Source organism: Pantoea sp. X-Soil-TKNS-1280 (assembly GCF_059730475.1).
Genome location: NZ_AP035962.1, coordinates 478,942 through 502,690 on the forward strand (window position 1 = coordinate 478,942; position 23,749 = coordinate 502,690).

The 23,749-nt window shown below is 56.0% G+C and carries 25 protein-coding genes; 8 read left to right on the plus strand and 17 right to left on the minus strand.

Features of this window, described 5'->3' with window-relative positions:
• The first annotated feature begins 66 nt into the window (after positions 1–66).
• A complete protein-coding gene (locus tag AC6I8X_RS02150) occupies positions 67–984 on the plus strand; it encodes a substrate-binding domain-containing protein (protein WP_084871915.1) in 918 nt (305 codons plus the stop codon).
• 90 nt (positions 985–1,074) lie between these two features.
• Positions 1,075–2,163, plus strand: coding sequence for a YncE family protein (locus AC6I8X_RS02155; RefSeq protein WP_299458080.1), 1,089 nt, complete (start codon positions 1,075–1,077; stop codon positions 2,161–2,163).
• A gap of 34 nt (positions 2,164–2,197) precedes the next feature.
• On the opposite strand, the gene AC6I8X_RS02160 is transcribed toward AC6I8X_RS02155, so the two are convergent.
• The 4 genes from AC6I8X_RS02160 to AC6I8X_RS02175 all read right to left on the minus strand — a co-directional run bounded on the left by AC6I8X_RS02160 (position 2,198) and on the right by AC6I8X_RS02175 (position 5,573).
• Positions 2,198–2,488 (minus strand): DUF1330 domain-containing protein, encoded by a 291-nt coding sequence (locus AC6I8X_RS02160; RefSeq protein WP_299458077.1) that lies wholly within the window; start codon positions 2,486–2,488, stop codon positions 2,198–2,200.
• Complete coding sequence (gene yghU / locus AC6I8X_RS02165; RefSeq protein ID WP_313683039.1) at positions 2,488–3,369, minus strand: glutathione-dependent disulfide-bond oxidoreductase; 882 nt, start codon at positions 3,367–3,369, stop codon at positions 2,488–2,490. The genes AC6I8X_RS02160 and yghU overlap by 1 nt, the downstream gene beginning before the upstream one ends.
• Positions 3,370–3,640: 271 nt before the next feature.
• Positions 3,641–4,519, minus strand: coding sequence for a sugar phosphate isomerase/epimerase family protein (locus AC6I8X_RS02170; RefSeq protein WP_084871921.1), 879 nt, complete (start codon positions 4,517–4,519; stop codon positions 3,641–3,643).
• Positions 4,520–4,535: 16 nt separating this feature from the next.
• Positions 4,536–5,573, minus strand: coding sequence for a Gfo/Idh/MocA family protein (locus AC6I8X_RS02175; RefSeq protein WP_313683088.1), 1,038 nt, complete (start codon positions 5,571–5,573; stop codon positions 4,536–4,538).
• A gap of 328 nt (positions 5,574–5,901) precedes the next feature.
• Between AC6I8X_RS02175 and AC6I8X_RS02180 the strand changes: the two genes are divergently transcribed.
• The 3 genes from AC6I8X_RS02180 (at position 5,902) to AC6I8X_RS02190 (ending at position 9,193) form a co-directional block, all read left to right on the plus strand.
• Complete coding sequence (locus AC6I8X_RS02180; protein ID WP_313683042.1) at positions 5,902–6,930, plus strand: LacI family DNA-binding transcriptional regulator; 1,029 nt, start codon at positions 5,902–5,904, stop codon at positions 6,928–6,930.
• Positions 6,931–7,089: 159 nt separating this feature from the next.
• Complete coding sequence (locus AC6I8X_RS02185) at positions 7,090–8,013, plus strand: TIM barrel protein (protein ID WP_313683044.1); 924 nt, start codon at positions 7,090–7,092, stop codon at positions 8,011–8,013.
• Between the two features lie 10 nt (positions 8,014–8,023).
• Positions 8,024–9,193 (plus strand): Gfo/Idh/MocA family protein, encoded by a 1,170-nt coding sequence (locus AC6I8X_RS02190; RefSeq protein WP_313683046.1) that lies wholly within the window; start codon positions 8,024–8,026, stop codon positions 9,191–9,193.
• Between the two features lie 78 nt (positions 9,194–9,271).
• On the opposite strand, the gene AC6I8X_RS02195 is transcribed toward AC6I8X_RS02190, so the two are convergent.
• From AC6I8X_RS02195 to nac, 7 genes are all read right to left on the minus strand, one after another.
• The gene (locus AC6I8X_RS02195; protein WP_497840481.1) at positions 9,272–10,399 is read right to left on the minus strand and encodes a hypothetical protein; all 1,128 of its coding nucleotides are present in this window, start codon (positions 10,397–10,399) and stop codon (positions 9,272–9,274) included.
• Between the two features lie 175 nt (positions 10,400–10,574).
• Entirely contained in the window at positions 10,575–11,312 is a 738-nt protein-coding gene (locus AC6I8X_RS02200) for an amino acid ABC transporter ATP-binding protein (protein WP_313683050.1), read from the minus strand.
• A 9-nt stretch (positions 11,313–11,321) separates the two neighbouring features.
• Complete coding sequence (locus tag AC6I8X_RS02205; protein ID WP_313683052.1) at positions 11,322–12,074, minus strand: amino acid ABC transporter permease; 753 nt, start codon at positions 12,072–12,074, stop codon at positions 11,322–11,324.
• A gap of 5 nt (positions 12,075–12,079) precedes the next feature.
• Complete coding sequence (locus tag AC6I8X_RS02210; RefSeq protein WP_313683054.1) at positions 12,080–12,775, minus strand: amino acid ABC transporter permease; 696 nt, start codon at positions 12,773–12,775, stop codon at positions 12,080–12,082.
• A gap of 12 nt (positions 12,776–12,787) precedes the next feature.
• Entirely contained in the window at positions 12,788–13,540 is a 753-nt protein-coding gene (locus tag AC6I8X_RS02215; protein WP_313683056.1) for an SDR family oxidoreductase, read from the minus strand.
• 119 nt (positions 13,541–13,659) lie between these two features.
• Positions 13,660–14,091: an acetyl-CoA carboxylase biotin carboxyl carrier protein gene (locus AC6I8X_RS02220; protein ID WP_497840483.1), complete on the minus strand. Its 432-nt coding sequence runs from the start codon at positions 14,089–14,091 to the stop codon at positions 13,660–13,662.
• 120 nt (positions 14,092–14,211) lie between these two features.
• Positions 14,212–15,135, minus strand: a complete 924-nt coding sequence (nac, locus tag AC6I8X_RS02225) for a nitrogen assimilation transcriptional regulator NAC (RefSeq protein ID WP_299458040.1) — start codon at positions 15,133–15,135, stop codon at positions 14,212–14,214.
• Positions 15,136–15,334: 199 nt separating this feature from the next.
• On the opposite strand from nac, the gene AC6I8X_RS02230 reads away from it, so the two are divergent.
• Together AC6I8X_RS02230 and AC6I8X_RS02235 are read left to right on the plus strand one after the other, a co-directional pair.
• Complete coding sequence (locus AC6I8X_RS02230) at positions 15,335–15,604, plus strand: hypothetical protein (RefSeq protein ID WP_313683061.1); 270 nt, start codon at positions 15,335–15,337, stop codon at positions 15,602–15,604.
• 24 nt (positions 15,605–15,628) lie between these two features.
• Complete coding sequence (locus AC6I8X_RS02235; RefSeq protein WP_497840485.1) at positions 15,629–16,837, plus strand: pyridoxal phosphate-dependent aminotransferase; 1,209 nt, start codon at positions 15,629–15,631, stop codon at positions 16,835–16,837.
• A gap of 53 nt (positions 16,838–16,890) precedes the next feature.
• Here AC6I8X_RS02235 and AC6I8X_RS02240 read toward each other — a convergent pair whose 3' ends face one another.
• The 4 genes from AC6I8X_RS02240 to AC6I8X_RS02255 are packed head-to-tail and all read right to left on the minus strand — an operon-like array spanning position 16,891 to position 20,213.
• On the minus strand, positions 16,891–17,658 hold the full coding sequence (locus AC6I8X_RS02240) for a 5-oxoprolinase subunit PxpA (protein WP_313683064.1): 768 nt from the start codon (positions 17,656–17,658) through the stop codon (positions 16,891–16,893).
• A gap of 21 nt (positions 17,659–17,679) precedes the next feature.
• Positions 17,680–18,666, minus strand: coding sequence for a 5-oxoprolinase subunit C family protein (locus AC6I8X_RS02245; RefSeq protein ID WP_497840486.1), 987 nt, complete (start codon positions 18,664–18,666; stop codon positions 17,680–17,682).
• Positions 18,663–19,370 carry a 5-oxoprolinase subunit PxpB gene (gene pxpB, locus AC6I8X_RS02250; RefSeq protein WP_084871936.1) on the minus strand — a complete coding sequence of 236 codons (708 nt, stop codon included), beginning with the start codon at positions 19,368–19,370 and terminating at the stop codon, positions 18,663–18,665. The genes AC6I8X_RS02245 and pxpB overlap by 4 nt, the downstream gene beginning before the upstream one ends.
• A 3-nt stretch (positions 19,371–19,373) precedes the next feature.
• Positions 19,374–20,213: a transporter substrate-binding domain-containing protein gene (locus AC6I8X_RS02255; RefSeq protein WP_497840488.1), complete on the minus strand. Its 840-nt coding sequence runs from the start codon at positions 20,211–20,213 to the stop codon at positions 19,374–19,376.
• Between the two features lie 253 nt (positions 20,214–20,466).
• Here AC6I8X_RS02255 and AC6I8X_RS02260 point away from each other — a divergent pair, with 253 nt between their 5' ends.
• Entirely contained in the window at positions 20,467–21,363 is an 897-nt protein-coding gene (locus AC6I8X_RS02260) for a DMT family transporter (protein WP_313683069.1), read from the plus strand.
• Between the two features lie 57 nt (positions 21,364–21,420).
• Here the strand turns inward: AC6I8X_RS02260 and AC6I8X_RS02265 are convergent, their stop codons facing one another.
• Positions 21,421–22,116 carry an RraA family protein gene (locus tag AC6I8X_RS02265; RefSeq protein ID WP_299458026.1) on the minus strand — a complete coding sequence of 232 codons (696 nt, stop codon included), beginning with the start codon at positions 22,114–22,116 and terminating at the stop codon, positions 21,421–21,423.
• An 11-nt stretch (positions 22,117–22,127) separates the two neighbouring features.
• Complete coding sequence (locus AC6I8X_RS02270) at positions 22,128–23,639, minus strand: sialate:H+ symport family MFS transporter (RefSeq protein WP_497840489.1); 1,512 nt, start codon at positions 23,637–23,639, stop codon at positions 22,128–22,130.
• Positions 23,640–23,749 lie beyond the last annotated feature (110 nt).

Sequence of the window (23,749 nt, forward strand, 5' to 3'; positions counted from 1 at the left end):
GGGTATTTGCCTGTTGCCCGGCGTTAAAACACAACAATAAAATCGCAACCCTACAGGAAACATATCATGAAAATCAGAACCTTATTTCTCCTGCTCTGTTCGTTGTTGTTCAGCCTGAGCGTCAGCGCCAAAACCTTCACCGTTGGCGTGGCGCTGGCGAATTTTGACCTCAACTTTGTGTCGATTTTGCGTACCCAGATGGAAGCCGAGCTGAAGGCCAATCAGCTCAAAGGACAGTTTGTTGATGCCAAAGGCGATGTCGCCCTCCAGGTGCAACAAGTGGACGATTTTATCAACCAGGGCGTTGATGCCATTATCCTCAACCCGGTGGATACCCAGGGCGTACTGCCGATGATCACCGCAGCGAAGAATGCCGGGATTCCGCTGATTTTCGTCAACCGTAAGCCAGAGGTGAAGCTGCCTGCGGATATGGCCTATGTTGGCTCGGATTCGGCACTGGGCGGCGAAATGCAGATGGAAGCGCTGGCGAAAAAGATGAATTACAAAGGCAACGTCGCCATCCTGATGGGGGCTTTGTCCAACGAAGAAGCCCGTGAGCGTACCCGTGCGGTAGAGGCGGTGATCGCCAAATATAAAGATATGAAGGTGGTGGAGAAGCAAAGCGCGAAGTGGCAGCGCAACGAAGCGGTGGATGTGGTATCGGGCTGGCTGTTGAATCAGCGTCCGATTGATGCCATTGCCGCCAATAACGATGAGATGGCGATTGGCGCGATTATGGCGCTGAACCAGGCGAAGAATGAAAAGATCCTGGTGGCGGGCATTGATGGTACGCCGGACGGCCAGCAGTTTGTGAAGAGTGGCAAAATGGTGCTGACGATTTTCCAGGATGCCAAAGGCCAGGCGACCGGGGCGGTGCAGGTGACCAAAGAACTGCTGAATAAACAGCAGGTTCAGGTTTATAACTGGGTGCCGTATAAAACCATTACGCCGGAGAATTACACCCAGTTTGTCGCAGCGAATTAAGGTTGCGCGAATATCGCGCGTTACGTTTACTACGCAATCGTTAATACGTATGATTCTCATTCTTTTTACAACTCCCTGATGGAGCGAAGAATGAAATCCTTGTTCAACCCACGTATTGCGGGTGTAGCGCTGGCTGTGGTCACGGCGCTGAGTCTGACGGCTTGTCAGGCACCGGCGAAAAAAGCCGCAGCGCCTGTTGTTGCCCCTCAGCCGGTTGCCAGCAATGTGCAGCAGCGGGTGCTGGCGGAGGGTCTGTATGAAATGGCCTATGTCCCCGGCAGCACCGCATCGCTGTTTGTCGCCAGTGCGCAGAGTTTCAAAGGGGTTAACGGTGGCGTGATCTACCGCCTCGATCCGGCCACGCTGGCAACCAAAGGCGAAACCCATACCGACCTGAAAAACTTTGCGATGACGATGGAGCCGGACGGTAGCCTGCTGTACGTCACCAATACGCTGGATGGCGGGATTTCAAAAGTCGATGCGCAGAGCGGCAAAGTGTTGCAGCGTCTGATGTTCGGCCTGATCAACGACAAAGGCTTCCCGTCTGGTGCGCGTGAAATCATGCTGCACGACGGCCTGCTGTATATCGGCGGCGTGGCGGATCCGGGCGTGATCTGGGTAGTGGATGCTAAAACCTTTAAGCTGAAAACCACCATCAAAAATGCCGGTAAGTGGGTAACTGGCCTGCTGTATTCACCGGTCACCGATCGTATCTATGCGGCCAACGGCAGTGGCGAGATCCTGGTGATCAACCCGCGCAGCCATAAGATCGAACAACGCTGGACACCAGGTGATGGCAAAACGTATCTGTTGCTGAATCTGGCGGAAGATCCGGCCACCGGTCGCCTGTTTGTTACCGACAATTCCAAAGCGAAAACCACGCTGGTATTTGATGAGCACACCGGCAAGGTGATCAAGCGGATCGATGGCGATGCGCTGGGTATCAAGTTCAACGCCAAACGCAATGAGATCTATATCAGCCAGCGTGAATCCGGCAAGGTGCTGCAACTGGATGCCACTACTTACGCGGTGAAAAACAGCTGGACGCTGCCAACCCATCCGAACAGCCTGCTGGTTTCGCCTGATGGTCAGACGCTGTATGTGACGGTGAAGCAGGGCTTTAACAAGGATCATTCGACGAAAGGGCCGGATAGCGTGGTGCGGATTAAATTGAATTGATGAGGTGAAAAGGGCGGTTGCACCGCCCTTAATTTTAGGCCACGCCCTGCACCAGCAGCACGCGATATTTTGCGCCCTTCAGGCGATGCGTTTTGGCTTCCTGATAGGCCGGGCTGTAATACCAGCCTTTCGCGGCATCGATATCCGGGAACTCCAGTACCACCACACCTTCTGCTTCCGGGCCTTCCAGCGTTTCCAGCTCGCCGTAAAAGGCCAGCGGGGTGATCGGATGATCGCCGCGCGCTTCACCGGCTTTCTCTGCGTAGATCGCCATTTCGTTGCCGTTCAGCGTTTCATCGCGGATAAACACCACATATGCGCTCATTATTTTTCTCCTCGCGCCTGGCGCTTGTCTTCGGTATTGGTCTCAAAATCGGATGCATCATGACGCTCCAGCAACTGGTCTTCCGGCGCGGCACCGAAGGCACGGTTCACCTTGCGACCACGGATCACTGCCGGACGCTGGGCAATCTCTTTCGCCCAGCGCACCACATGTTTATACGACTGCACATCAAGGAACTCGGCACCGCCGTATTGATCGTTCAGCACCAGGTTGCCATACCACGGCCAGGTGGCGATATCGGCAATGCTGTATTCATCGCCGCCGAGATAGCGGTGATTTGCCAGCTGGCGATCCAGCACATCCAGCTGACGCTTCGCTTCCAGCGTGAAGCGGTTGATGGCGTACTCGATTTTTTCCGGCGCGTAGTGATAGAAATGACCGAAACCACCACCGAGATAAGGGGCAGAACCCTGCAACCAGAACAACCAGTTGAGCGCTTCGGTGCGACCGGCAATGTCTTTTGGCAGGAAGTGGCCGAATTTGTCCGCCAGATACAGCAGGATATTGCCGGATTCAAACACACGCAGCGGCGGATTGACCGAGTGGTCGCTCAGCGCCGGGATTTTGGAGTTCGGGTTAACGTCAACGAAACCACTGGAGAACTGGTCGCCCTCACCGATGCGAATCAGCCAGGCATCGTATTCGGCGGCAGTGACGCCGAGTGCCAGCAACTCTTCCAGCAGAATGGTAATTTTCTGGCCGTTGGGGGTGCCCAGCGAGTACAGCTGGAGCGGGTGTTTGCCGACCGGCAGCGTTTTCTCGTGAGTGGGTCCGGCAGTCGGACGGTTGGTCTTAGCGCCGTTGCCTTTGGCTTCCGGGTCCCAGGTCCAGACTTTTGCGGGCTGATACTGATGTTCCGACATAGTGATTTCGCCTTGTTGTGGTTGCGTTTTTAGCTGCCACTGAGTGTAGCAGTCGCAGTCAACGGCGATTTAACCGCGCTGGCGATGAAATGCAAAGTGCGGTTATACAAAGTTCTCTTGCGTAAAAAGCATGTAGCTGATCCAGATGGTGTGCCGGGCGTCTGAGTTGCCGCCACTGAGCTACCTGCAATCATCAGGTGGGCATTTGCACGATGAATCGTGCCGCTACGGATATCTGCATGTATTTGTAGCGGCGCGATTTATCGCGCTTTTACAACAACTCGCGTTCAATCAGTTCGCGGGTTTCCACTGCCTGATACTTCATTTTCTCGGGATAGCCAAACAGCGCTGCCGAAATAATTGATTCGCCACCCACTTTAAAGCTGCGGTTGGCGAAATCCATCTCGCGCAGTGCTTCGAACAAGGCATCAAAATTAACCTCCCCTTCGCCGACCCCCACATGCTGGTGGATGGTGGCATCCACGCCCGGCGGGTTAACGATATAGCGGCAATGTTTGGTGTGGTTCATGGTATCGGCAATCAGCATATGCGACAGGTCATCCCCGGCGTATTGCAGCATGCTTTTCACATCGCCTTTGCCCTTGTCATAGAAGAAGGTATGCGGCGCGCTGTAGATGTATTTCACATGATCGCTGCGGAATGACTTCACGATATCTGCCGTTTCGTTGCTCTCTTCACAGAAGTCCCATGGATGCGCCTGAATTTCCACGCGGATACCTTCACGTTCGATAATCGGCAGCAACTCCTCCATCGAACGATAGAACATCTCTTCACAGATCTCCGGCTCATTCGGGTTGCCGGACAGCTCGGTATTGATCACCGGCACCCCCATTTCCACGGCAATCTCGATCATGCGTTTCCAGTTCTTCACGGCCGCCTGGCGACGTAATTCATCCGGGCCGGACCAGCGATACACCACGATAAACGAGGAGATTTCCAGCCCGGTCGAACGCAGCGCGTTCTTGTATTCCGTCATGATTTCACGGCTGGCTTTCGGGTGTTTATAGAATGGGTTAATTTGCGGATGCGGCGATTGTTCAATGTACTTGTAGCCCCATTCCGCCACCTGATGCACCATGCGGGTGATACCAAGGTCACGGATGACATCAACGTCAAAAGCGATTTTCATTGTTTTCTCCTGCGCGTTAAGCCGTTCGCTCTTCATTGAAAACCACACCGATCTGGCGTCTCACTTCATCCATCGCGTTAAGCGTTGCCAGCGAGGTGGCAAGCGGACGAGCCGGTGAGTCGATCAGGCCCTGATGGATGCACCAGGCGGTATGTTCGATTTCATGAGAAAGCTGGATATAGCGATTATTAGGTTCTTCCCAGCGCAGCGTGTGGCGGCCATCGCTGGAGGTCAGACGGAAGTTGCCGGGGGTGTAAAATTGCCCATCGAGATACAGGGTGGCATCGCGACCTGCGATCACCGCCGTGCCGGGCGTGTTACTGAATAAAGTGGTGTTGAGCACCGCCTGCATCCCGCCGGGATGGGTCAGCAGCATTGAGGTCTGGCCGTTGACGCCGCCAGGCGCAGGCTGGCCCACGGCGATAATGCTGTCCGGTGCCCCTGCCACCAGCACGCTGAAACTTATCAGGTAGCTGCCGAGATCCAGCATCGGCCCCCCTGCCAGATCGGCGTTGAAAATGCGGTGATCCTGAGTGAAATGCTCACCATGATCGGCAATCAGGGTATGAACCTCACCGAGTGCGCCATCTGCCAGCAGCTGGCGGATCACATCGTATTTTGGCGCGTAGTCGCACCACATGGCTTCAAGACACAGGCGCTGCTGTTGCTGCGCTTCCTGTTGTAACTGCAACGCCTGCTGCGCATTCAACGCCAGCGGCTTTTCAATCAACACATGCTTGCCAGCCTGCAACGCGCGTAAACCATCCGGGAAATGGTGGTTATGCGGCGTGGCGATATACACCACATCAATATCGTTGCGGTTCAGCAAGGCATCGATACCTGCACAGGCGTGGGGAATATCCCATTTGCTGGCAAACGCCTGCGCTTTCTCCATGCTGCGTGACGCGACCGCCACCAGCTGTTGTTGCGTGTGATGACGCAGCGCATGGGCAAAGTGGTCAGCAATCCAACCGGGGCCGACAATGCCCCAGCGCAATGCGGGAATCTGGTTAACAGGGTGACGACGGGGTACAGGTAAGGTTGAGGGGAACATATCATCTCCGTTTTTCATCGATACGTAACACACCAGGCGACCAGGCAGGCCGTTAACCACTATAGAAAGGCGCAGCAGGCCGCTCTAACGCTTTGCTGATGCAAATCCATCAACCCGTTGTCAGGCGTCATCGCTAAAATAATTATCAAACATTTATTCCGAATGGTATTGATGTGAAATTATTCATTTCATTTTTGCGAAGGGGATCAAAGTTATGAGAGATTCTCTATCAGACATGGCGATCTCCAGCATGAAGCATTGGCACTTTTGATGTGGCTGAGGCATTATTTTTGATAACTTTTCTATCATTTAATCCTGGAAATCTGGCATGAGTAAAATCACCATGAATGCCATCGCTGCTGCTGCCGGTGTCGGCGTGGCAACAGTCGATCGTGTGCTTAATCGCCGTGCGCCGGTGCGCGCCGCCACCGAACAGAAGGTGCTGGAGGCGGCGAACCGTCTGGGTTATCGCGCGGATCTGATGCCTCTGCTGCATCCGGGGCAGCAGGTGTCCGCCGTCTCGATGCGTATGGGTTTTATTCTGCTGGCAAAAAGCTATTCGTTTTATCAGTCGCTGACCGATGCCCTGCGCGCACAGGCGCAGCCGCTGCACCCGGCAGGCAGCGAACCGCAGTTTTTCTGGCATGACATTGATGATGTTGATGCGGTGGTGGCCTCGCTGCATACCCTGGCGAAACAGGTTGATGCCATTGGGTTGGTGGCGCTCGACCATCCGCTGATCCGCCGGGCAATTGAAAGCGTATCGCGCCAGGGGGTGAAGGTTTATGCGTTGTTTTCCAATTTCTCCCCCTGTGGTCACGCGGGTTATTTCGGGCTGGATAACCAAAAAGCCGGGCGCACCGCAGGCTGGATGGCAACGCATCTGCTGCATCAGCCAGGCCCGGTGGGCGTGCTGGTGGGCGACCACCGTTTTACCTGCCAGGAAAGCTGCGAGATCAGCTTCCGTTCTTACCTGCGCGAACAGGACAGCACGCGCCGGGTGCTGGAACCGTTAAAAACCCATGAGTCGATCGAGGGGGGTTATCAGGCGACGCGCCGCCTGCTGGATGACCATGCTGATCTGGCTCTGATCTTTGCACCATGCGGTGGGGTTGAAGGGGTGATCCGTGCTCTGCGTGAACAGCCGCAACGGCGGGTGGCGCTGATTTGCCACGGCCCGGTCAGCGATGGCGATCTGGCCTTGATTGACGGCACCATCACGGTGATGTTGCGCCATCGCATTGAGGATCTGGCGCTGACGCTGGTACAAACGCTGCAACAGCAGCAGGCCGGGGGCCATGAGCATTTCACCCAGGTGACGTTGCTGTTCGATATTGTGACGCGCGAGAATCTCTAACGGTGCGATTTATCGCGCTGCTTTTAGATGAATGATAGAAATTTATCATTTTTATGATAATAAATAACATGATCGCTATCAAAAAATGAAAGTTTCATGCTTGTTGAGGATGAAATTTTTATTTGATACTTGCGCCATCAATCACAGCAAGGAACGATCATGACTATTCATATTGCCAATGCGCCCTGTAGCTGGGGCGTTGATGATCCGAAAAATCCCTTCCTGCCACCGTGGCAAAAAGTCCTGAGTGAAGCGGCGCAGGCGGGTTACCGCAGCATTGAGCTTGGCCCCTGGAGCTACCTGCCAGTGGATGCCCGCGAACTGCGTCAGCAGCTGGAGTTACACAACCTGTCACTGGTGGCGGGTACCCTGTTTGACGACCTGGTGAGCGCGGCCAATTTCCCGGCGATGGTGGAGCTGACGCACAACATCTGCCGCAACCTGTCCCAGGTGCCGACAGCAGAGAAAACCCACGGCGTAAACCAACCGGCCCCCTACCTGGTAATTATCGATTTTGGTAATGCCGAACGGGCGAAATATGCCGGTCAGTCCGATAAAGCGCCGCGTCTGGCAACGGACGACTGGCAGCGCATGATGCAGCACATCACCACCCTGAGCGAAATCGCCTGGCAGGAATACGGCGTACGCGCGGTGATCCATCCCCATGCCGGTGGCTGCATTGAATTCGCCGATGAACTGGAACAGCTGGTGCAGGATATTCCGCACGAAGTCGCCGGTTTGTGCCTCGATACCGGCCATCTGTACTACTCCGGCATGGACCCGATTACCTGGCTGAATCGCTACTGGGATCGCATCGATTATCTGCACTTCAAAGACGTTAACGAGGCGGTGTGGCGGGATGTCATTGCGCGGGGCGTCGATTTCTTTGCCGCCTGTGCTGAAGGGGTGATGTGCCCGATAGGTAAAGGGGCGATTGATTACCCGGCGGTGCGCGCCTTCCTGGCGGAACGTAATTATCAGGGCTGGATCACCATCGAACAGGAGCGCGACCCGCGCAATGCTGACACCAGCCTGCGCGATGTCACTGCCAGCCTGCACTATCTGCAATCCGTCGGATTCTGAGGACAACATCATGATTAACGGCACTAAAGCTCTCGATCGTTCACTGCGTTGGGGTATGGTTGGCGGCGGTGGCACCAGCCAGATTGGTTACATTCATCGTTCCGCTGCCCTGCGTGACGGCAATTTTGTGTTGCAGGCCGGAGCGTTCGATATCGACGCTGAACGTGGCCGGGCCTTTGGCGTGGCGCTGGGCGTGACGCCAGATCGCTGCTATCCCGATTATGAAACCCTGTTTGCCGCTGAAGCGGCACGCGCCGACGGTATCGAGGCGGTCTCCATCGCTACCCCTAACAACACCCATTTCGCCATTTGCCGTGCCGCGTTAAACGCCGGGCTGCATGTGGTGTGTGAAAAACCGCTGTGCTTCACCGTTGCTGAGGCTGATGAGCTGGAAAAACTCTGTGCAGAGAAGAAAAAAATCATCGGGGTGACTTACGGTTATGCCGGTCATCAGTTGATTCATCAGGCACGGGAGATGATCGCCGAAGGCCTGCTGGGGGAGATTCGCATTATCAATATGCAGTTTGCCCACGGTTTCCATAACGAGGCGGTGGAACTGCAAAACCCCAGCACCAAATGGCGGGTCGATCCGCGCTTTGTTGGCCCCAGTTATGTGCTGGGGGATCTCGCTACCCATCCGCTGTTTATCGCTGAAACTATGGTGCCGAAACTGAAGGTCAAACGTCTGTTGTGCAGTCGCCAGAGCTTCGTCAAAAGCCGCGCACCGCTGGAGGATAACGCCTTTGTGATGATGGAGTATGACAACGGCGCGGTGGGTACCATGTGGGCCTCGGCGGTGAATTGTGGCTCGATGCACGGCCAAAAGGTACGGGTAATCGGCGAGAAGGCCAGTCTGGAATGGTGGGATGAACAGCCGAATCAGCTGCGTTACGAAGTACAAGGCGAACCGGTGCAGATTCTGGAACGCGGCATGGGATATTTGTACGGGCGTGCGTTAGAGGAGGATCGTATTGGCGGCGGTCACCCTGAAGGGCTGTTCGAAGCATGGTCCAATCTCTATCGGCGTTTTGCGCTGGCGATGGATGCCACCGACCGTGCTGATCAGGCTTTCCTTGAGAATTTCTGGTATCCCGATGTGCACGCAGGACTGATGGGGGTGCGCTGGGTCGGGCAGTGCGTGCAGTCGGCTGATGCCGGTGCGGTGTGGGTTAATTGCTGAAGCGAACATTCGTACGCGCAATAAATTGCGCCGCTACAAACCGTGCGTAGCGGCGCGATTTATCGCGCGGTGTTGCGGTTAAAAATAATAAATCTCCAGATTTTTAGGGAGAGTTTCCGGATGGTTCAATGGCGTAAAGGTGGCCCCTTCTTCAATGCCGAGACGACACGGGTAGTCATTAGTAAGCAGAGAATGCAGGGTTGCGCCACTTTCGAGGGTAATCTGCGGAATAAAACCGGTGGCCTCATCCAGGTGCGGTAAACAAATTTCATCAACAACGGCTTCCTTTCCCATCTTCAGGTTTTGCCCCAGTAGTCTCAATGGACCATGGACCGTTGAAGATAAGATTTCATGGTTTTGACCACCCAGAATGCCCCCCTGCCTGACAACAGAATGGTTGTGGATAAGCGAATTGCTATCTCTGGTATAAATAAATTCCACCGTGGAGTCATTTATCTCTGTCATGCCAATATTATTGTATACGGCTTTTGCGCTACTTTTTTCCACCAGGATATTGCCCGCACGATTCAGGAGGTTTCCGGCTACTGTGGAACCGATGATTTCAATATTCCTTGCAGGAAACCCATCCTCATAAAAAAGAATAGCTACATCGCCATATATTTTGCATGCATTTTCGCATCGTATACTATTATCTATGTTTTCAATCGCTACGTGGGAGAAAATCTCTCCTCCAATTACAGGTTTTAAAAGGTCTTTATAATAACCAACATCATTCATGTTAAATTGATAAACCGCATCATCGCGATCTTTTACCGGGCACATCCAGTCATTGAATCCGGACTGTGGCATCAGTTTTACATCGGTGTAGTCCTGGCTGCGCACTTCCGTTGCTGTCAGATGAATTGCGCCATTATAACTACTGACTTTCCCTTCAATTAAACAATTTTCAGTCTCGGTCAGATGATTTGGCGCAGAGACAATGCCTTTTACCTCACAATTATTCAGTTTTATTTTTCCATCCTGTGAGTAAACGGCCTCCCAGCTATGCTGTTTCGTATTTTTAATGCCAATTTTGCAATTATTAAGAGTGACGTCATTGCTGCATGAAATGCCAATATCGACGACGTGATAACTCTTTTCAATCGGTTCGTATCCGCCACCTATTAACTGTACAAAGTGCCACTGAATATCAGGATTATTAGTAACCGTACCGTATGAAGCTGAAACTGATCCTACGCTCATCATTCATTCCCTTAAAGTATGTAGCTATACATAGCGAACAGGCGAGGGGGAGTGTACTAAGGTCGATTGAAAATTAAAGTGAAGCTGGGACGGTGGGAGTCAATTTCACAAAAATATCATAACTTTTCAGAAATTATATCGCTGCGAGGTGTTGCGCGATAAATCGCGCAAACCTGAATCAATGGGAGCGTAAATCACTTAAAAAGCGCTGGGCGCGCGGGTGTTGCGGTTGGGTGAAGAATTTTTCCGGCGTGGCTTTTTCCAGAATCTGGCCCTGATCCATAAACCAGATGGTGTCGGCCACTTCACGGGCAAAATTCATCTCGTGAGTGACACACATCATCGTCATGCCTTCCTGCGCCAGGCCGCGCATCACTGACAACACTTCACCGACCATTTCCGGGTCGAGTGCTGATGTCGGCTCATCAAACAGCATCACCGGCGGTTTCATCGCCAGCGCCCGGGCAATCGCCACACGTTGCTGCTGGCCGCCCGACAGCTGTGCCGGCCAGGCATCTGCCTTGTGTGACAGTCCTACTCGTTCCAGCAGCTCCCCCGCCTGCTGACGTGCTTCAGAACGTTTCACCCCGAGTACCTTCATCGGCGACATCATTATGTTCTCTGCCACCGACACATGCGGGAACAGGTTGAAACTCTGGAAAACAAAACCAATACGCGTGCGCAGCTGGTTGAGGCGCGTGCTGCTGCCGTGGATATCGATGCCATCAAAGACAATCTGGCCGGATTCGATCGGTTCCAGTCGGTTTACGGTGCGGATCAGCGTCGATTTGCCGGAGCCGGATGGGCCGCACACCACTACCACTTCGCCGGGATTGATCTCGGCACTCAGGTCGGTCAGCGCCTGATACGCGCCGTACCATTTGTTGACCTGATTAAACAGAATCATCGGTCGCATAGCCGTTCCTTACTGTGATTGGGTTTTAGTCATCATTACCGCCGGGGCCACGCCAGGGGCTTCCATTGGCTGACGACGTTTCTGCGTGAGTCGCGCTTCCAGTTTGTTGGCAAGCCACGTCAGACTGAAGCAGATGAGGTAGTAGCTCAGCGCCACGATGGCGAACACCTGGAAAGGTTTGGTCAGCAACTGGTTACTCACCTGGTTGGCGGCGAAAGTCAGTTCCGGCACGTTAATCACATAGCCGAGGGTGCTGTCTTTAATGATCGACACCAGCTGGCTGACCAGGCTGGGCAGGGTGTTAAACAGCGCCTGCGGCAGGATCACCAGACGCAGGGTTTTGATATGCCCCATGCCGAGTGCGCGCGCCGCCTCATACTGGCCGTGCGGCAACGCCTGAATGCCGCCGCGGACGATTTCGGCGATATAAGCGCTTTCATAAATCACCAGCGTACACAGCATGGTGGTGAAGCCACTGATGTTGTGACCAATCAGCAGCGGCACACAGAAGTAGGTCCAGAACACCACCATCATCAGCGGGATACCGCGCAGCAGATAGACCCAGCAGGTGGCGGGCCAGCTCAGCCAGCGCCATGGCGACAGGCGCGCCAGCCCCAGCAGCACCCCCACCGGAAAGGCGAACAGCACTGCCAGCAGCGAGATCAACAGGGTACAGAGCACCCCGCCCAGTGGCCCGTTCGGGTACTGGCCCATTAACAGCAGCATGCCGTTGTTATGCAAAATGGTGAACATCTCAAGCATCGCCATTACCTCGCATAGACGCGCTGAAAGCGGCGGGCCAGCAGCGCGCCAAGGCCCATCAGCAACAGGGAGAAGAACAGATAGCCAATGGTGGCGACAAAATAGGCCTCGAAGGTGCGGAAGGTCTGGTTCTCGATGTCGCGCGTCACATAAGTCAGTTCCGCCACGCCAATCACCATCGCCAGGCTGGTGTTTTTGAACAGCAACACCGTATGGTTAATTAACGATGGCAGCGCATTACGAATGCCCTGCGGCAGGATCACCGACCACATGGCGCGCACAAAGCTCATGCCAAGCGCACGCGCGGCTTCGTTTTGCCCATCCGGGATGGCGCGCAGGCCGCTGCGGATATCTTCCGAGAAGTAGGCGGCCTGGCACAGGCCAAGTGCCACCAGCGAGAACAGAAATTCGGCGTTGTAGTCGTTAATCCACATTTGCAGCGCTTCCGGCAGCAGCGTCGGAATAGCGAAATACCACATCATCAATTGAATCAGCGTCGGCACATTGCGGTGATACGAGACATAGGCTTTCACCAGCCCGACGGCAATGCGTTGATTGGTCAGGCGGATGATCACCAGCAGCATGGCGAGGACCATTGCCAGCAGCCAGGCACCCAACGCCAGTTCAAGGGTGACAACCGTTCCATCGACGATCATCTGGCCGAAGTGGCCGGTTATCACACTGCTGAAATCGAGTGCCATGGTTTTACCTCTTTACTCGGCGCGGTCGCCCGGTCGCATGGTGGAAAGGCCGCCTGGCACCTGCAACGTTGGGGTGATCTCGATATTGCCGATATTCACCGCCACCGGTGCCGCCAGGGCGAAGGCGACGCAGTCAGCGATATCTTTTGCCTGCGGCAGCTCAAAGCCGTCAATAAAACGGCGACGCGCATCTTCGTGATCGCCCGAGACATTGCCGAAGATGTCGGTCGCGACGCGGCCCGGGCAGATTTCGGTGATGCGCACCCGCTTGCCATAACAATCGACGCGCAACTGGCGCGACAGGGCGTGCACCCCGGCTTTGGTGGCGTGATACACCGAGTTACCGCCAAAGTTGTAGATGGCGGCAATGGAGGTGATGTTGAACACATGGCCACGATCGCGAGCCACCATGCCCGGCACCAACAGACGGCACAGATGCAGCACCGCGCGCAGGTTCACATCCACCTGGGTTTCAATCACGTTTTCATCGGCATCGAGAATCGAGCCCGGATGCGACAACCCGGCGTTGTTGACCAGAATGTCGATTTGCAGGTCCTGGCACAGCGCCGTCAGCGCGCTGAGATCGCTGACATCCACCGCGTGTGGAATGCAGCCGGTGCGTTCCGCCAGCGCCGCCAGCTGTTCTTTGCGGCGCGCTACGGCGTGAACGGTGATCCCTTCCTGGCACAGACGTTCAACAATCGCTTCACCCATCCCGGCTGATGCGCCGGTGACCAGTGCGGTTTTGTAATCTGAAAATGGCATTTGCCTCTCCTGTCATCGCCGGGCCTGTTGGCTGTGGCGCGTTTCTGATCTTTTTCTGACTTTATGCAGTTATGTGATACGGGGATAAGACATAAAAATTTTGAGGCAATAAGCGACCCTTATAACCGCGGGAGTGCGGGGTTATCCTGATGAATTATCATGATTTCCTGGTTGTATTCCACTGGTGAGCCGCCGTCTGCCGTGACATTTTCCACCCGGCCAGCGGTGGCGCTGATGACGGGCAAATACAGCGGCCCCACCTGCACCAGTGCCACTATCTCCTCGGGTTGCACCTGCTGGCCGGGCTGGACAAAATTCTGCTGGCTGAGCGGATGGCGCAACAGCAGAGTGCCCGGCATCGTTGCTGTGACAGCATGAGTGCTGCTGCTCGGGATGACCTCCGGGGCCGGCGGGGGAGCAGGGGGTAAGGGGGCGAAAGTCAGTCGTACCGACCAGTCTTTACCGCCCAGCTCCAGGCGGCTCAGCCCGGAGCGGCGCATCCGGCGCGCGAGAGCGCGCAGCGTCGGCAGCGGTATTGTGGTTTTTTCCATGAGGTTCCCGTGAACGCAAAAGACGACAAAGCCCGCCGAAGCGGGCAGCGAATGCCGTCAATTTAGCGCGTTCGTCAGACGGGCAGTAAGAGGGTTTCGCTTTGCGGTAATAAGCGAGGCTTATCCCACCAGCGTCAGGGGATGGTTCTCAACGTTGCGGCGTGACATCAGCGACAGCAGAATCGATTTCACCGCTTCTGCCGGTTGCGACAGCGGCAGGTGATCGGACATGCAGAAGGAAAGCGACGCCTGCACATCCGGTTCGACAATCTTCGCCATCCACGCATCGGCATTTTTCAGCATCGCCCGCGCGGCGGACTCCGGCATGATGGTCGCGCCCAGCCCGGCGGAGAGGGCTGCATTGAGGGTGGTTTGCGATTCGATTTCGCATTTCACCTGATATTGCAGGTTGTTCTGCACAAAGGCATCGTCCAGCACTTTGCGCATGATGTTATAGATACGCGGCAGGAACAGATCGTATTTCGCCACTTCCGCCAGACGGATCTCCTTCATCGGTTTCGCGAGACTGAAGGGGCAAACGAAGCACAGATCTTCCTTCATCAGTGGCATAAAACGCAGACCGTGGATGTTGCGATGGTCATAGATCACCGCCATGTCCATGCGGCCATTCATGATCAGCTCACTCAGCGTGGTGCCGAAGTTCTCATTGAAATACAACACGATGCCGGGATGCTGCTGCTGCACTTCCATCATCAGCGGCAGGGCCAGGTTTTGTGCCGCCGTGCCCGGCGCCAGGCCGACAGAGACGCTGCCGCTAAGCGACGCGCCGACACGATCAATCGCACTTTGCGCCTGTTCGCACTGGCGCAAAATGGACTGGGCATGTGAATAGAGCGTTTTACCCGCTTCGGTGGGCGTGACGCCGCGCTTGGTACGAATCAGCAGTTGCTGATTCACTTCCCCTTCCAGGGTCGCCAGCTGCTGGCTCAGGGCAGGCTGGGCGATATGCAAAATATCGGCGGCCTGCGTCAGACTGCCGACATCGACAATTTTGACAAAATATTTAAGACGGCGAAGATTCATGGTCACTCCCTCCAGCGGAACGCATATCAGCATCAAGCAAAGTTGATGCCAGAATAAGGTTTAGTGATTGAACTCAGACAGGAGGGTACAGCCAGTGTGCCTCCTAAGGCTTTTGCTGAGTTGACTCCCTGCCTGTTCAACAAATGTTCAGACAGGGTGTTTCGCACCATTTTGGTGCGTTTTCCCATCAGCGTTACCAATGGCTGACGACAGCGATGCGCCGGGATGGCGCGTAAAAACAACTAAAAGTAACACTTTTTTAACATATCCGCGGCGGCAACTGCGTGACCCGCCGCGCATTTCCGCGCAAAGCGCTGGATTTGCGGCCAAAGTGTGCGACCGCTCCAGTCATCGTTTTGTGTTATATCACCACAACAAAGCTCTATTAACGGTGGCTTCGGGCAAAAACCTATCCTCAGAGAACCTTGCTGGCCCTGCGCGTTTCGGCGTGCTGCGCCGTTTCTGCTGACCCTGAGATCAGGAAATGTTCCCCATGCCCGAGATAGCCGATCGACTCAAGAATGTCACTGTTTCCGCCTCCGTCGCCATGACCCAGAAAGCACGCGATCTCGCGGCGCAGGGGATTGATGTTGTGGCACTTTCCACCGGGGAGCCAGACTTCCCGACGCCGGATCACGCCATCGAGGCGGCCTACGCGGCGGCCCGCGCCGGAGATACCCGTTACCCGCCCACCGATGGCACCCCGGCACTGCGCCAGGCGATTCAGCGGAAATTCAAACGTGATAACCAGCTGGATTACGATATCAGCCAGATCCTGACGGCAGGCGGTGCCAAGCAGATCATCTTTAACGCTATGCTGGCGACCATTAATCCCGGTGATGAAGTGGTGATCCCGACGCCATCGTGGATCAGCTATGCCGACATCGTGAAGCTCGCTGGGGGGATTCCGGTGCCGCTGCCCTGTGCCCAGGAAAACGGTTTCAAACCGCTACCGGAACAGCTGGACGCAGCGATTACCGACAAAACCAAATGGTTGTTGCTTAACTACCCAGGCAACCCGACCGGTTCCGTGGCGAGCAAAGCGGAGTTACAGGCGCTGGGCGAGGTACTGCTGCGCCACCCGCAGATGTGGATCATGACGGATGATATCTACGAACACCTGATTTATGACGAGGTGCGTTTTTACACCCTGGCGCAGGTGGAACCGCGTCTGTATGACCGCGTGCTGACGGTAAATGGTGTATCAAAAGCGTATTCCATGACCGGCTGGCGTCTCGGTTTCTGTGGCGGCCCGGCAACGCTGATTAAGGCGATGAGTAACGTCAACACCCAGAACAGCGGCGGCGTCACCACCCTGACCCAGGCGGCAGCGGTTGCGGTGCTGGAAGGTCCGCAGGATTTATTGCAGGAACGCGCACGTATCTACCGCGAACGTCGTGATTATGTGCTGGAACGTTTGACCTCGATCGATGGCCTGCGTTGTCACCGACCGCAGGGGGCGTTTTACCTGTTTGTGAATATCAATGGGTATATCGGCAAAGTCAGCGCCGGTGGCCGTCACATCAATAACGATGCGGATTTTGTGCTGGCCTTGATTGAGGAACAACATGTGGTGACGGTTCAGGGGGCGGCCTATGGCATGAGTCCGTTTATTCGTCTCTCCTACGCCACCAGCATGGAGCGTTTACAGACCGGCTGTGACCGTATCGCAGCGTTTTGTGCCGGTTGCCGTGAAGCCTGATGAGGGATGGATAAAAAAACGGTCGCTTCAGGGCGACCGTTTTTATTGGTGAATTATGCTACCACCTCAGCCGCTGGTGCTACCTGGTGGCCGCTGGCCTCCACTTCGCTGCGTACAATGCTGGCGAGTGCCAGCGAACCGGGGGTATCGCTGTGGACCAGAATCGAACGCGCACGCACGGCCAGTTCTTCACCTTCGATAGTGGTGACGGTGCCCTGTTGCAGAAACTGCCGCACCCTGGCGCGCAGCGCGCTTTCCTCGTTAATTACCGAACCCGCCACACCGCGTGGCACCAGACGCCCCTGGGCATCGTAGGCGCGGTCAGCGAGGAATAGCGTCAGGGTTTTTAATCCTGCCGCCTGCGCGGCGCGTTCAATAATGGTATCCGGCTGGGCGAAGATAATCAGCGAACTGTCGATGCGGGCTACCAGCGCCATCACCTGCTGTGCCAGCTTTTCGTCGCGATTGACGATATTACCCATCGCGGCATGGAAGCTTAAATGCGCCACTGTTGTGCCTTCGGCGCGGGCGATCGCCATCAACGCACCCAGCTGATAGGCCACCTGCTGGCAAATCTCGTCAGCGGAAAACGGCAGCTCACGGCGGCCAAATCCCTGGCGATCCGGCAGGCCCGGATGCGCACCAATGCCGACGCCATGCTGCTTTGCCAGCCGGACCATTTTGGTCATGATCGCCGGATCGCCTGCATGAAAACCGCAGGCGATATTGGCTGATGACACCACTTTCATCAGCGCAGCATCATCGCACAGCTGATACACGCCGAAGCCTTCTCCCATATCGGAATTCACATCAATCTTCATGGTATTGGGTCCTTGCTCTGGTTAAGCGCTGATGGCCTTGCGCAGCGGCAGGCAGCTCAGGCGCAGCCGGGTGAGCCAGTGCGCAATTTCCTGCTCGATGGCGATGGCTGCACGCGCATCACTTTTCACTAACTGGATCGACTGGCCTGGCAGCACCTGGCCGAGTCGCCACAGATCCTGTTCGATCACCCCGGCGATCTTGGGATAGCCCCCGGCGGTGTTGGCATCACTCAGCTGAATGATCGGTTCACCCGCTGGCGGTACTTGTACGATGCCGGGGATCAGACCGTACGATCGCATCTCCACCGTTTGTGACGGGAAGATCGGATCCCCTGCCAGCCGGTAACCGGTGCGGTTGCTTTGGTTCGATATCTGCCAGGATTGCTGCCAGAAACGGGCCGCATCGGCGGCAAACAGGTGATATTCCCCGGACGGGATGGCGCGTAGCTGGATCTCGCCCGCATTGTTGCGGGGAAACAGCGCGCGCAGTGCGCTTTCCGGCGGTTCAATGCCGATGCCGGAAGCAGGCAGGGCCGGGCCACTTCCGGTACCGAGTGCCAGCTGGTCGCCGCGCTGCAATGCCCGGCCATGATGCCCGCCAAATGCGCCACGTAGCGCGGTGCTGCGCGAATTCAGTACCATTGGCACATCAATGCCGCCACTGATGCACAGATAACCGCGTGCACCGCTGCGCGGATAACGCAGCTCCAACACCTGTCCGGCTTTCACACCGCAGCCCCACCAGGGCGGCAGCGGCTTGCCGTCCAGCGTGGCGCGGCAGTCGGCCCCGGTGACGGCGATACTGGTGTCCTGCAAAAAGCGCACGCGAAACGGAAACAGCTGCACTTCAATTGCCGCAGCGTTCTCGTCGTTGCCGAGCAGCAGATTCCCCGCGCGCAGCGCCAGCGGGTCCATCACGCCACTGACCGACACCCCCATATGGCGGTATTGAAAACGCCCCAGGTCCTGCACCGTATTGAGCGCGCCGCTCTGTTCAATCTCAATCACAGCTCAATCCTCTGCGGCAGAAAGCGGATGCGGTCGCCGGGTGCCATCAGCGCCGGGGAATCCGCCAGCGGGTCAAACACCTCCAGCTCGGCATAGCCGATGGCGTTCCAGCCGTTCGGTCCGGTCAGCGCCGAAACCCCTGCCTGCGCGCCACCGATGGTGACGGTGCCTTTCAGCATACTCAGGGAGGGGACTTTTTTACGCGGCGTTGCCAGCTGGGGATCCAGCCCGTGCAGATAGCCAAAGCCCGGCGCGCTGCCGAGCGCAAACACGGTGTATTCGTTTTGATGATGACGACGTACCACTTCGCGCGCGCTAAAGCCGGTATGGCGGCAGACCGCATCGAGATCGATAGCGTGTTCACCGCCGTAGTCCACCGGAATCTCAATCAGTTTGCCCTGCGGATGCACCGCCTGCGCCTGCTCCCAGGCCGCATGTAACCTGGCGCGCACCAGGGTTTCATCCGCTGGGATATGACGAAACAGTACCAGCAGATTGGTGACGCCGGGGATGAGCGCTTCGACGTCGTCATCGCCTGCCAGCAGACGTGCCAGCGACCAGACGCGGCGCTGCGAGGGCAGATCAAACCCCCCCGGTGCTTCAACCAGCCAGGCGCGCGCGCCAATGGTGGAGAGGGTAATGGTGGCACCTGCCAGCGCCGGGGCACTGGCAGGCTGGATAGCCGTTTTTGACATCACGGGCATGGGTTATTCCAGCGGTTCGAATTTCAGACTGGCGAGCGGCTGTACGCGTTCCTCACGCACCATTTTGTATTCGGTATTAGGCCCAATCCAGGTGTCCCAGATTTTGTCGATGGTGCCGTCATCGTCCATGGCTTTCAGGCCGCTGTTCACGCTGGCAAGCAGGGCGGGTTCATCACGTTTCATGCCGATGCCAATCGGCTCCAGTGCCATCGGCTCTTTGATCATCGCGAGGTCGATACCGTCTTTTTTTGCCTGAGTGATCATCTTGATGCCGGTCATGGTGTTGGTGACAAAGCCCAGCGCTTTGTTCTGTTCAACAGCCAGGAAGGCGGAGGCGGAATCCTGGAAAGTCACCGCTTTGGCCCCTTTCAGGTAGATCGACTGTTCCGAGGTGGTGCCTTTGGTGGCGCTGATGCGCTTACCTTTGAAATAGCTGAGCGGCTTGTCGGCCAGCGGCGCTTTCACCAGCAACATCTCTTTGGCGACGTAGTAAGGGTCACTGAACTGAATCTGGCTGCCACGGGTTTTGGTGTAGGCGAGGTTGGCGATCAATACATCAGCACGGCCGGTGGCGATCACCGCGATACGCGCTTCCACCGAGGTTGGCACCAGCGTGGGTTTGACGCCCATCTGTTTTGCCAGCGCATGACACAAATCCACATCCATACCGGCCAGCTGACGGGTTTGCGGGTCCGGTGAGGAGAAGGGTGGCACATCGGAATACACCGCGCATTTGAGTTCACCGCTCGATTTAATGTTTGCCATCAGATCAGCATGGGCGGAAGCGATAGCCAGCAGCGGCAGCAGCGCCAGCCCGATGGTGGTACGTCTTTTCATGGTCATGTGGTGCCCCTCAATGATGGTTATCGCGGCTGCGCCGGGAAATGTTCACTTTTCCCGGACTATATCGGCTTTGTTTTAAAGCGAATAAGAGGGAAACCCTGTCGCGCGATAGCGAAATGCTATGACTGCTGGCGATAAGTTATTGCTATTCAGGCAGAACAAAATAGTGTTATCGCGCGCGCCGCTCTCTCCCTAACGTAGGCACGTTGTCCTGCCGGCAGGTGACTGGCAGAGAGAGAGTAAGGTTAAAGCAATGAATGCCCGATTAGGCGTATTACTGAAGATATTGGCGGCGCTGTGTTCTACTCTGATGCTGGCGTGCGTGAAGGGACTGAATGGCACCATTCCCACTGGTGAAGTGATCTTTTTCCGCAGTTTTGTGGCGCTGTTTCCCCTGCTGCTGTGGCTGAAAATCCAGGGGAACGTGCTGGCAAGCCTGAAGACGCGTAATTTGTTCGGTCATTTGATTCGCGGCTTTTCCGGCACCGGCGGCATGTATTTCAACTATCTGGCGCTGGTTTATATCTCGCTGGCCGATGCCACCGCACTCAGCTATGCCGCTCCCTTATTTACCGTGATCATGGCGGCGCTGTTGCTGAAAGAGCGGGTGCGGGCTTCGCGCTGGCTGGCAGTGGTGGTGGGACTTTTCGGCATTCTGATTATGCTGTCTTCTAAACTGACGTTGTTTTCCGGCAGCGTGGCCCACGCCAGCGCCGGGATTGGCGTGCTGTGCGCATTAGTCGCCGCCCTGTGTACCGCCGTTTCCAACGTGCAAATTCGTTTTCTCAACGGTATCGAACAGCCGGGCGCGATTGTGTTCTATTTTTCGCTGATGACCACGATGATCGGTCTCGCCACCGCGTTGTTTGGCTGGACGATGCCCGGCGGCACACAGCTGTTACTGCTGATTGGCTGCGGGTTATTTGGCGGCATGGCACAGATTCTGGTGACCCTCAGCCTGCGCTATGCCGATGCGTCGCTGCTTGCGCCGTTCGATTACACCACGCTGGTATGGTCGATGGTGGTAGGTTTCGTGTTCCTTGACAGCCTGCCAGGGCAAAGCACGCTAATGGGGGCCTCAATTGTGGCGCTGGCGGGGATTTTTGCCGTGTGGCGCGAGCAGCGGCAGCGGAAACTGGCGATGGTTTAACGTGATAAATCACGTCGCTACAGGCCAGTAGCGGCGCGATTTATCGCGCAAAGTCTGTCAGCGGTAGATATCGTCGATGATTTCCACCTGCTTATTACGTAGCGTTTCATCCAGCCAGCCGCGCTCCAGCGAGCCGGTTTTTGCCAGCTCAAAGTTGCGCTCATCCACCTGTAAATAGGCCAGCGCATCTTCCAGAATGCGCGCCGCATCCTGGCGGGGAACAACAATCACCCCGTCGGCATCGCCAAGGATAATATCGCCCGGCGCGACGTGGATTTTGCCACAGGCAATCGGCACGTTGATTTCGCCCGGTCCATCTTTAAACGGGCCACCCGGCGTGACACCTGCCGCGTAGATCGGGAAATCCATACGCGATAAACCCTCGATATCACGCACCGGACCATCCAGCACAATGCCTTCCATGCCACGCTGTCTGGCATACGTCGCCATCACTTCTCCCATCAGTGACTGACTGCGATCGCCCTCATTCGACAGGATAATCACATCGTTACGACCGGCAATATCCATGGCTTTATGCAGCATCAGGTTATCGCCCGAGCGGGCTTTTACCGTGACGGCCAGTCCGCACATAATCGGTTTTTTTGGCGCGGTTTTCAGGTTGATCTCCGCCGCGAGCGCGGGCAGGCGGCTCATACAATCCGCCACGACGGCGGCGGGCAGGGTGCGAAACGCCTCCAGCAGCGGTTCAGCGTCATTCGGGCGGCGTAAATAAATACGGTTTCCTGCGGTCATAGGGTCTCCTTTCAGGGTTTGCCTGAGTTAATCGGGGTAAGGTGTTCAGCGGCACGTTCTTCACGGGTGAACGCACCAGAAAGTGGAGTGCCATCGACGGTGTCGTAGTGACGCACTGCCTGTGGCTTCAGCCAGCGCTGCATACGGGAAGGCATATCAAAACCAATCAACAGCATCACCACGAAGGTCAGGCCGAAGGACAGGCCGCCGAGGGCGCTGCCGAGTGACGCGTGCTGGGCGATCAGCGCCCCCAGCACCGGTGCCAGCGCGCCGCCGAGTGAACCAATGTTGTAGATAAAGCTGAGGTTAGCGGCGCGTTGTTCGGTATCGAAGTAGCCGCTGATCATCTTCGCCAGCAGGCCACCGACCCCCTGGCTAAACAGCTGTTGCAGGAAGATCAGCAGGCACAGCAACCAGACGCTGGAGCCGTTCAGCATAAATACCGGGATGATGATCATCTGGGCAATCAGCAGGCTCAGGACATAGGTTTTGCGGGTGCCGATGCGGTCAGCGGCAATGCCTGCCACGCAGCAGCCGAGTCCCATGCCGAAGCGGCTAAAAGAGAACACCAGTGCTACCACCTCCGGCGAATAATGCAGCTCGGTTTTCAGGTAGGTCGGCAGCAGTGCGTGGATCGGCCAGCCGTAGAGAAACACGCAGACGATAGTGACGGTGAGCATCAGGCTGGTGGGCCAGCGATCCCCGCCGCTTTGTATCAGAAAGCGGATAAAGATCGCGGCGGTGATGACGGCCAGCACCGCTGTCATTAGCCCGGACGTTTGATGATCAAAACAGAAGTAGAGCGCCGCCGCAGCCAGCAAACCCAGCAGCAGGTTGAGGGTATTGCGCAGGCGATTTGGTCCGCGAAACAGCGTATCCACCATGGTTTCTGTCGGTGTTGCCGCTTTGGCTTTGGCCGCTGCCCACTCTTCTGCTTCCGGGATGGCCCGGCGCAGCCACAGGGCGTAAAACACCGGGATGATGCCGAGGTAAAACAGCGAGCGCCAGCCCCACAGCGGTACCACCCAACTGTACGCCAGCACCGAGAGAATCGCGCCAGCCGAGAAGCCGGAGTTGAGGAAGGCACTGGCTTTGTTACGCATATCTTTCGGCCAGGTTTCGATGGCATAAGCCGAGCTGGTGCCATATTCTCCGGCCATACCAATGCCCACCAAAATGCGGGCGATAAACATCCAGGTATAGTTGGGAGCAATACCACAGGCTAAGGTGCCACCAGCAAATAATATAATGCTGGTGATCATCGCACTTTTACGTCCGTATTTGTCGCCCATGGCACCGAGGGCCAATCCGCCAAACCAGCGCAAAATAAAAGCCGCAGAAATTAACGCTGCCGCTTCCGCGGTGCTGACATTAAATTCCGCCATTATTTCCGTCAGCACTAACGTAATAATGACGAAATCAAAACCATCCAGCATATAACCCATCCATGCGGCCCAGAACGCTTTCCATTGCTGGCGATTCAGCCTTTTGTACCAAGGTGATAGCGAAGTTTCTTCAGGCATGGCTGGCTCCTGATGCGATTTATAGGGTAAGAGGAATAAGGGGCGTGCAGGCACGACCAGTTCAGAGTGTTTATTTTTCTGTTTGGAGAAGCCTACCGGATAAATAACGT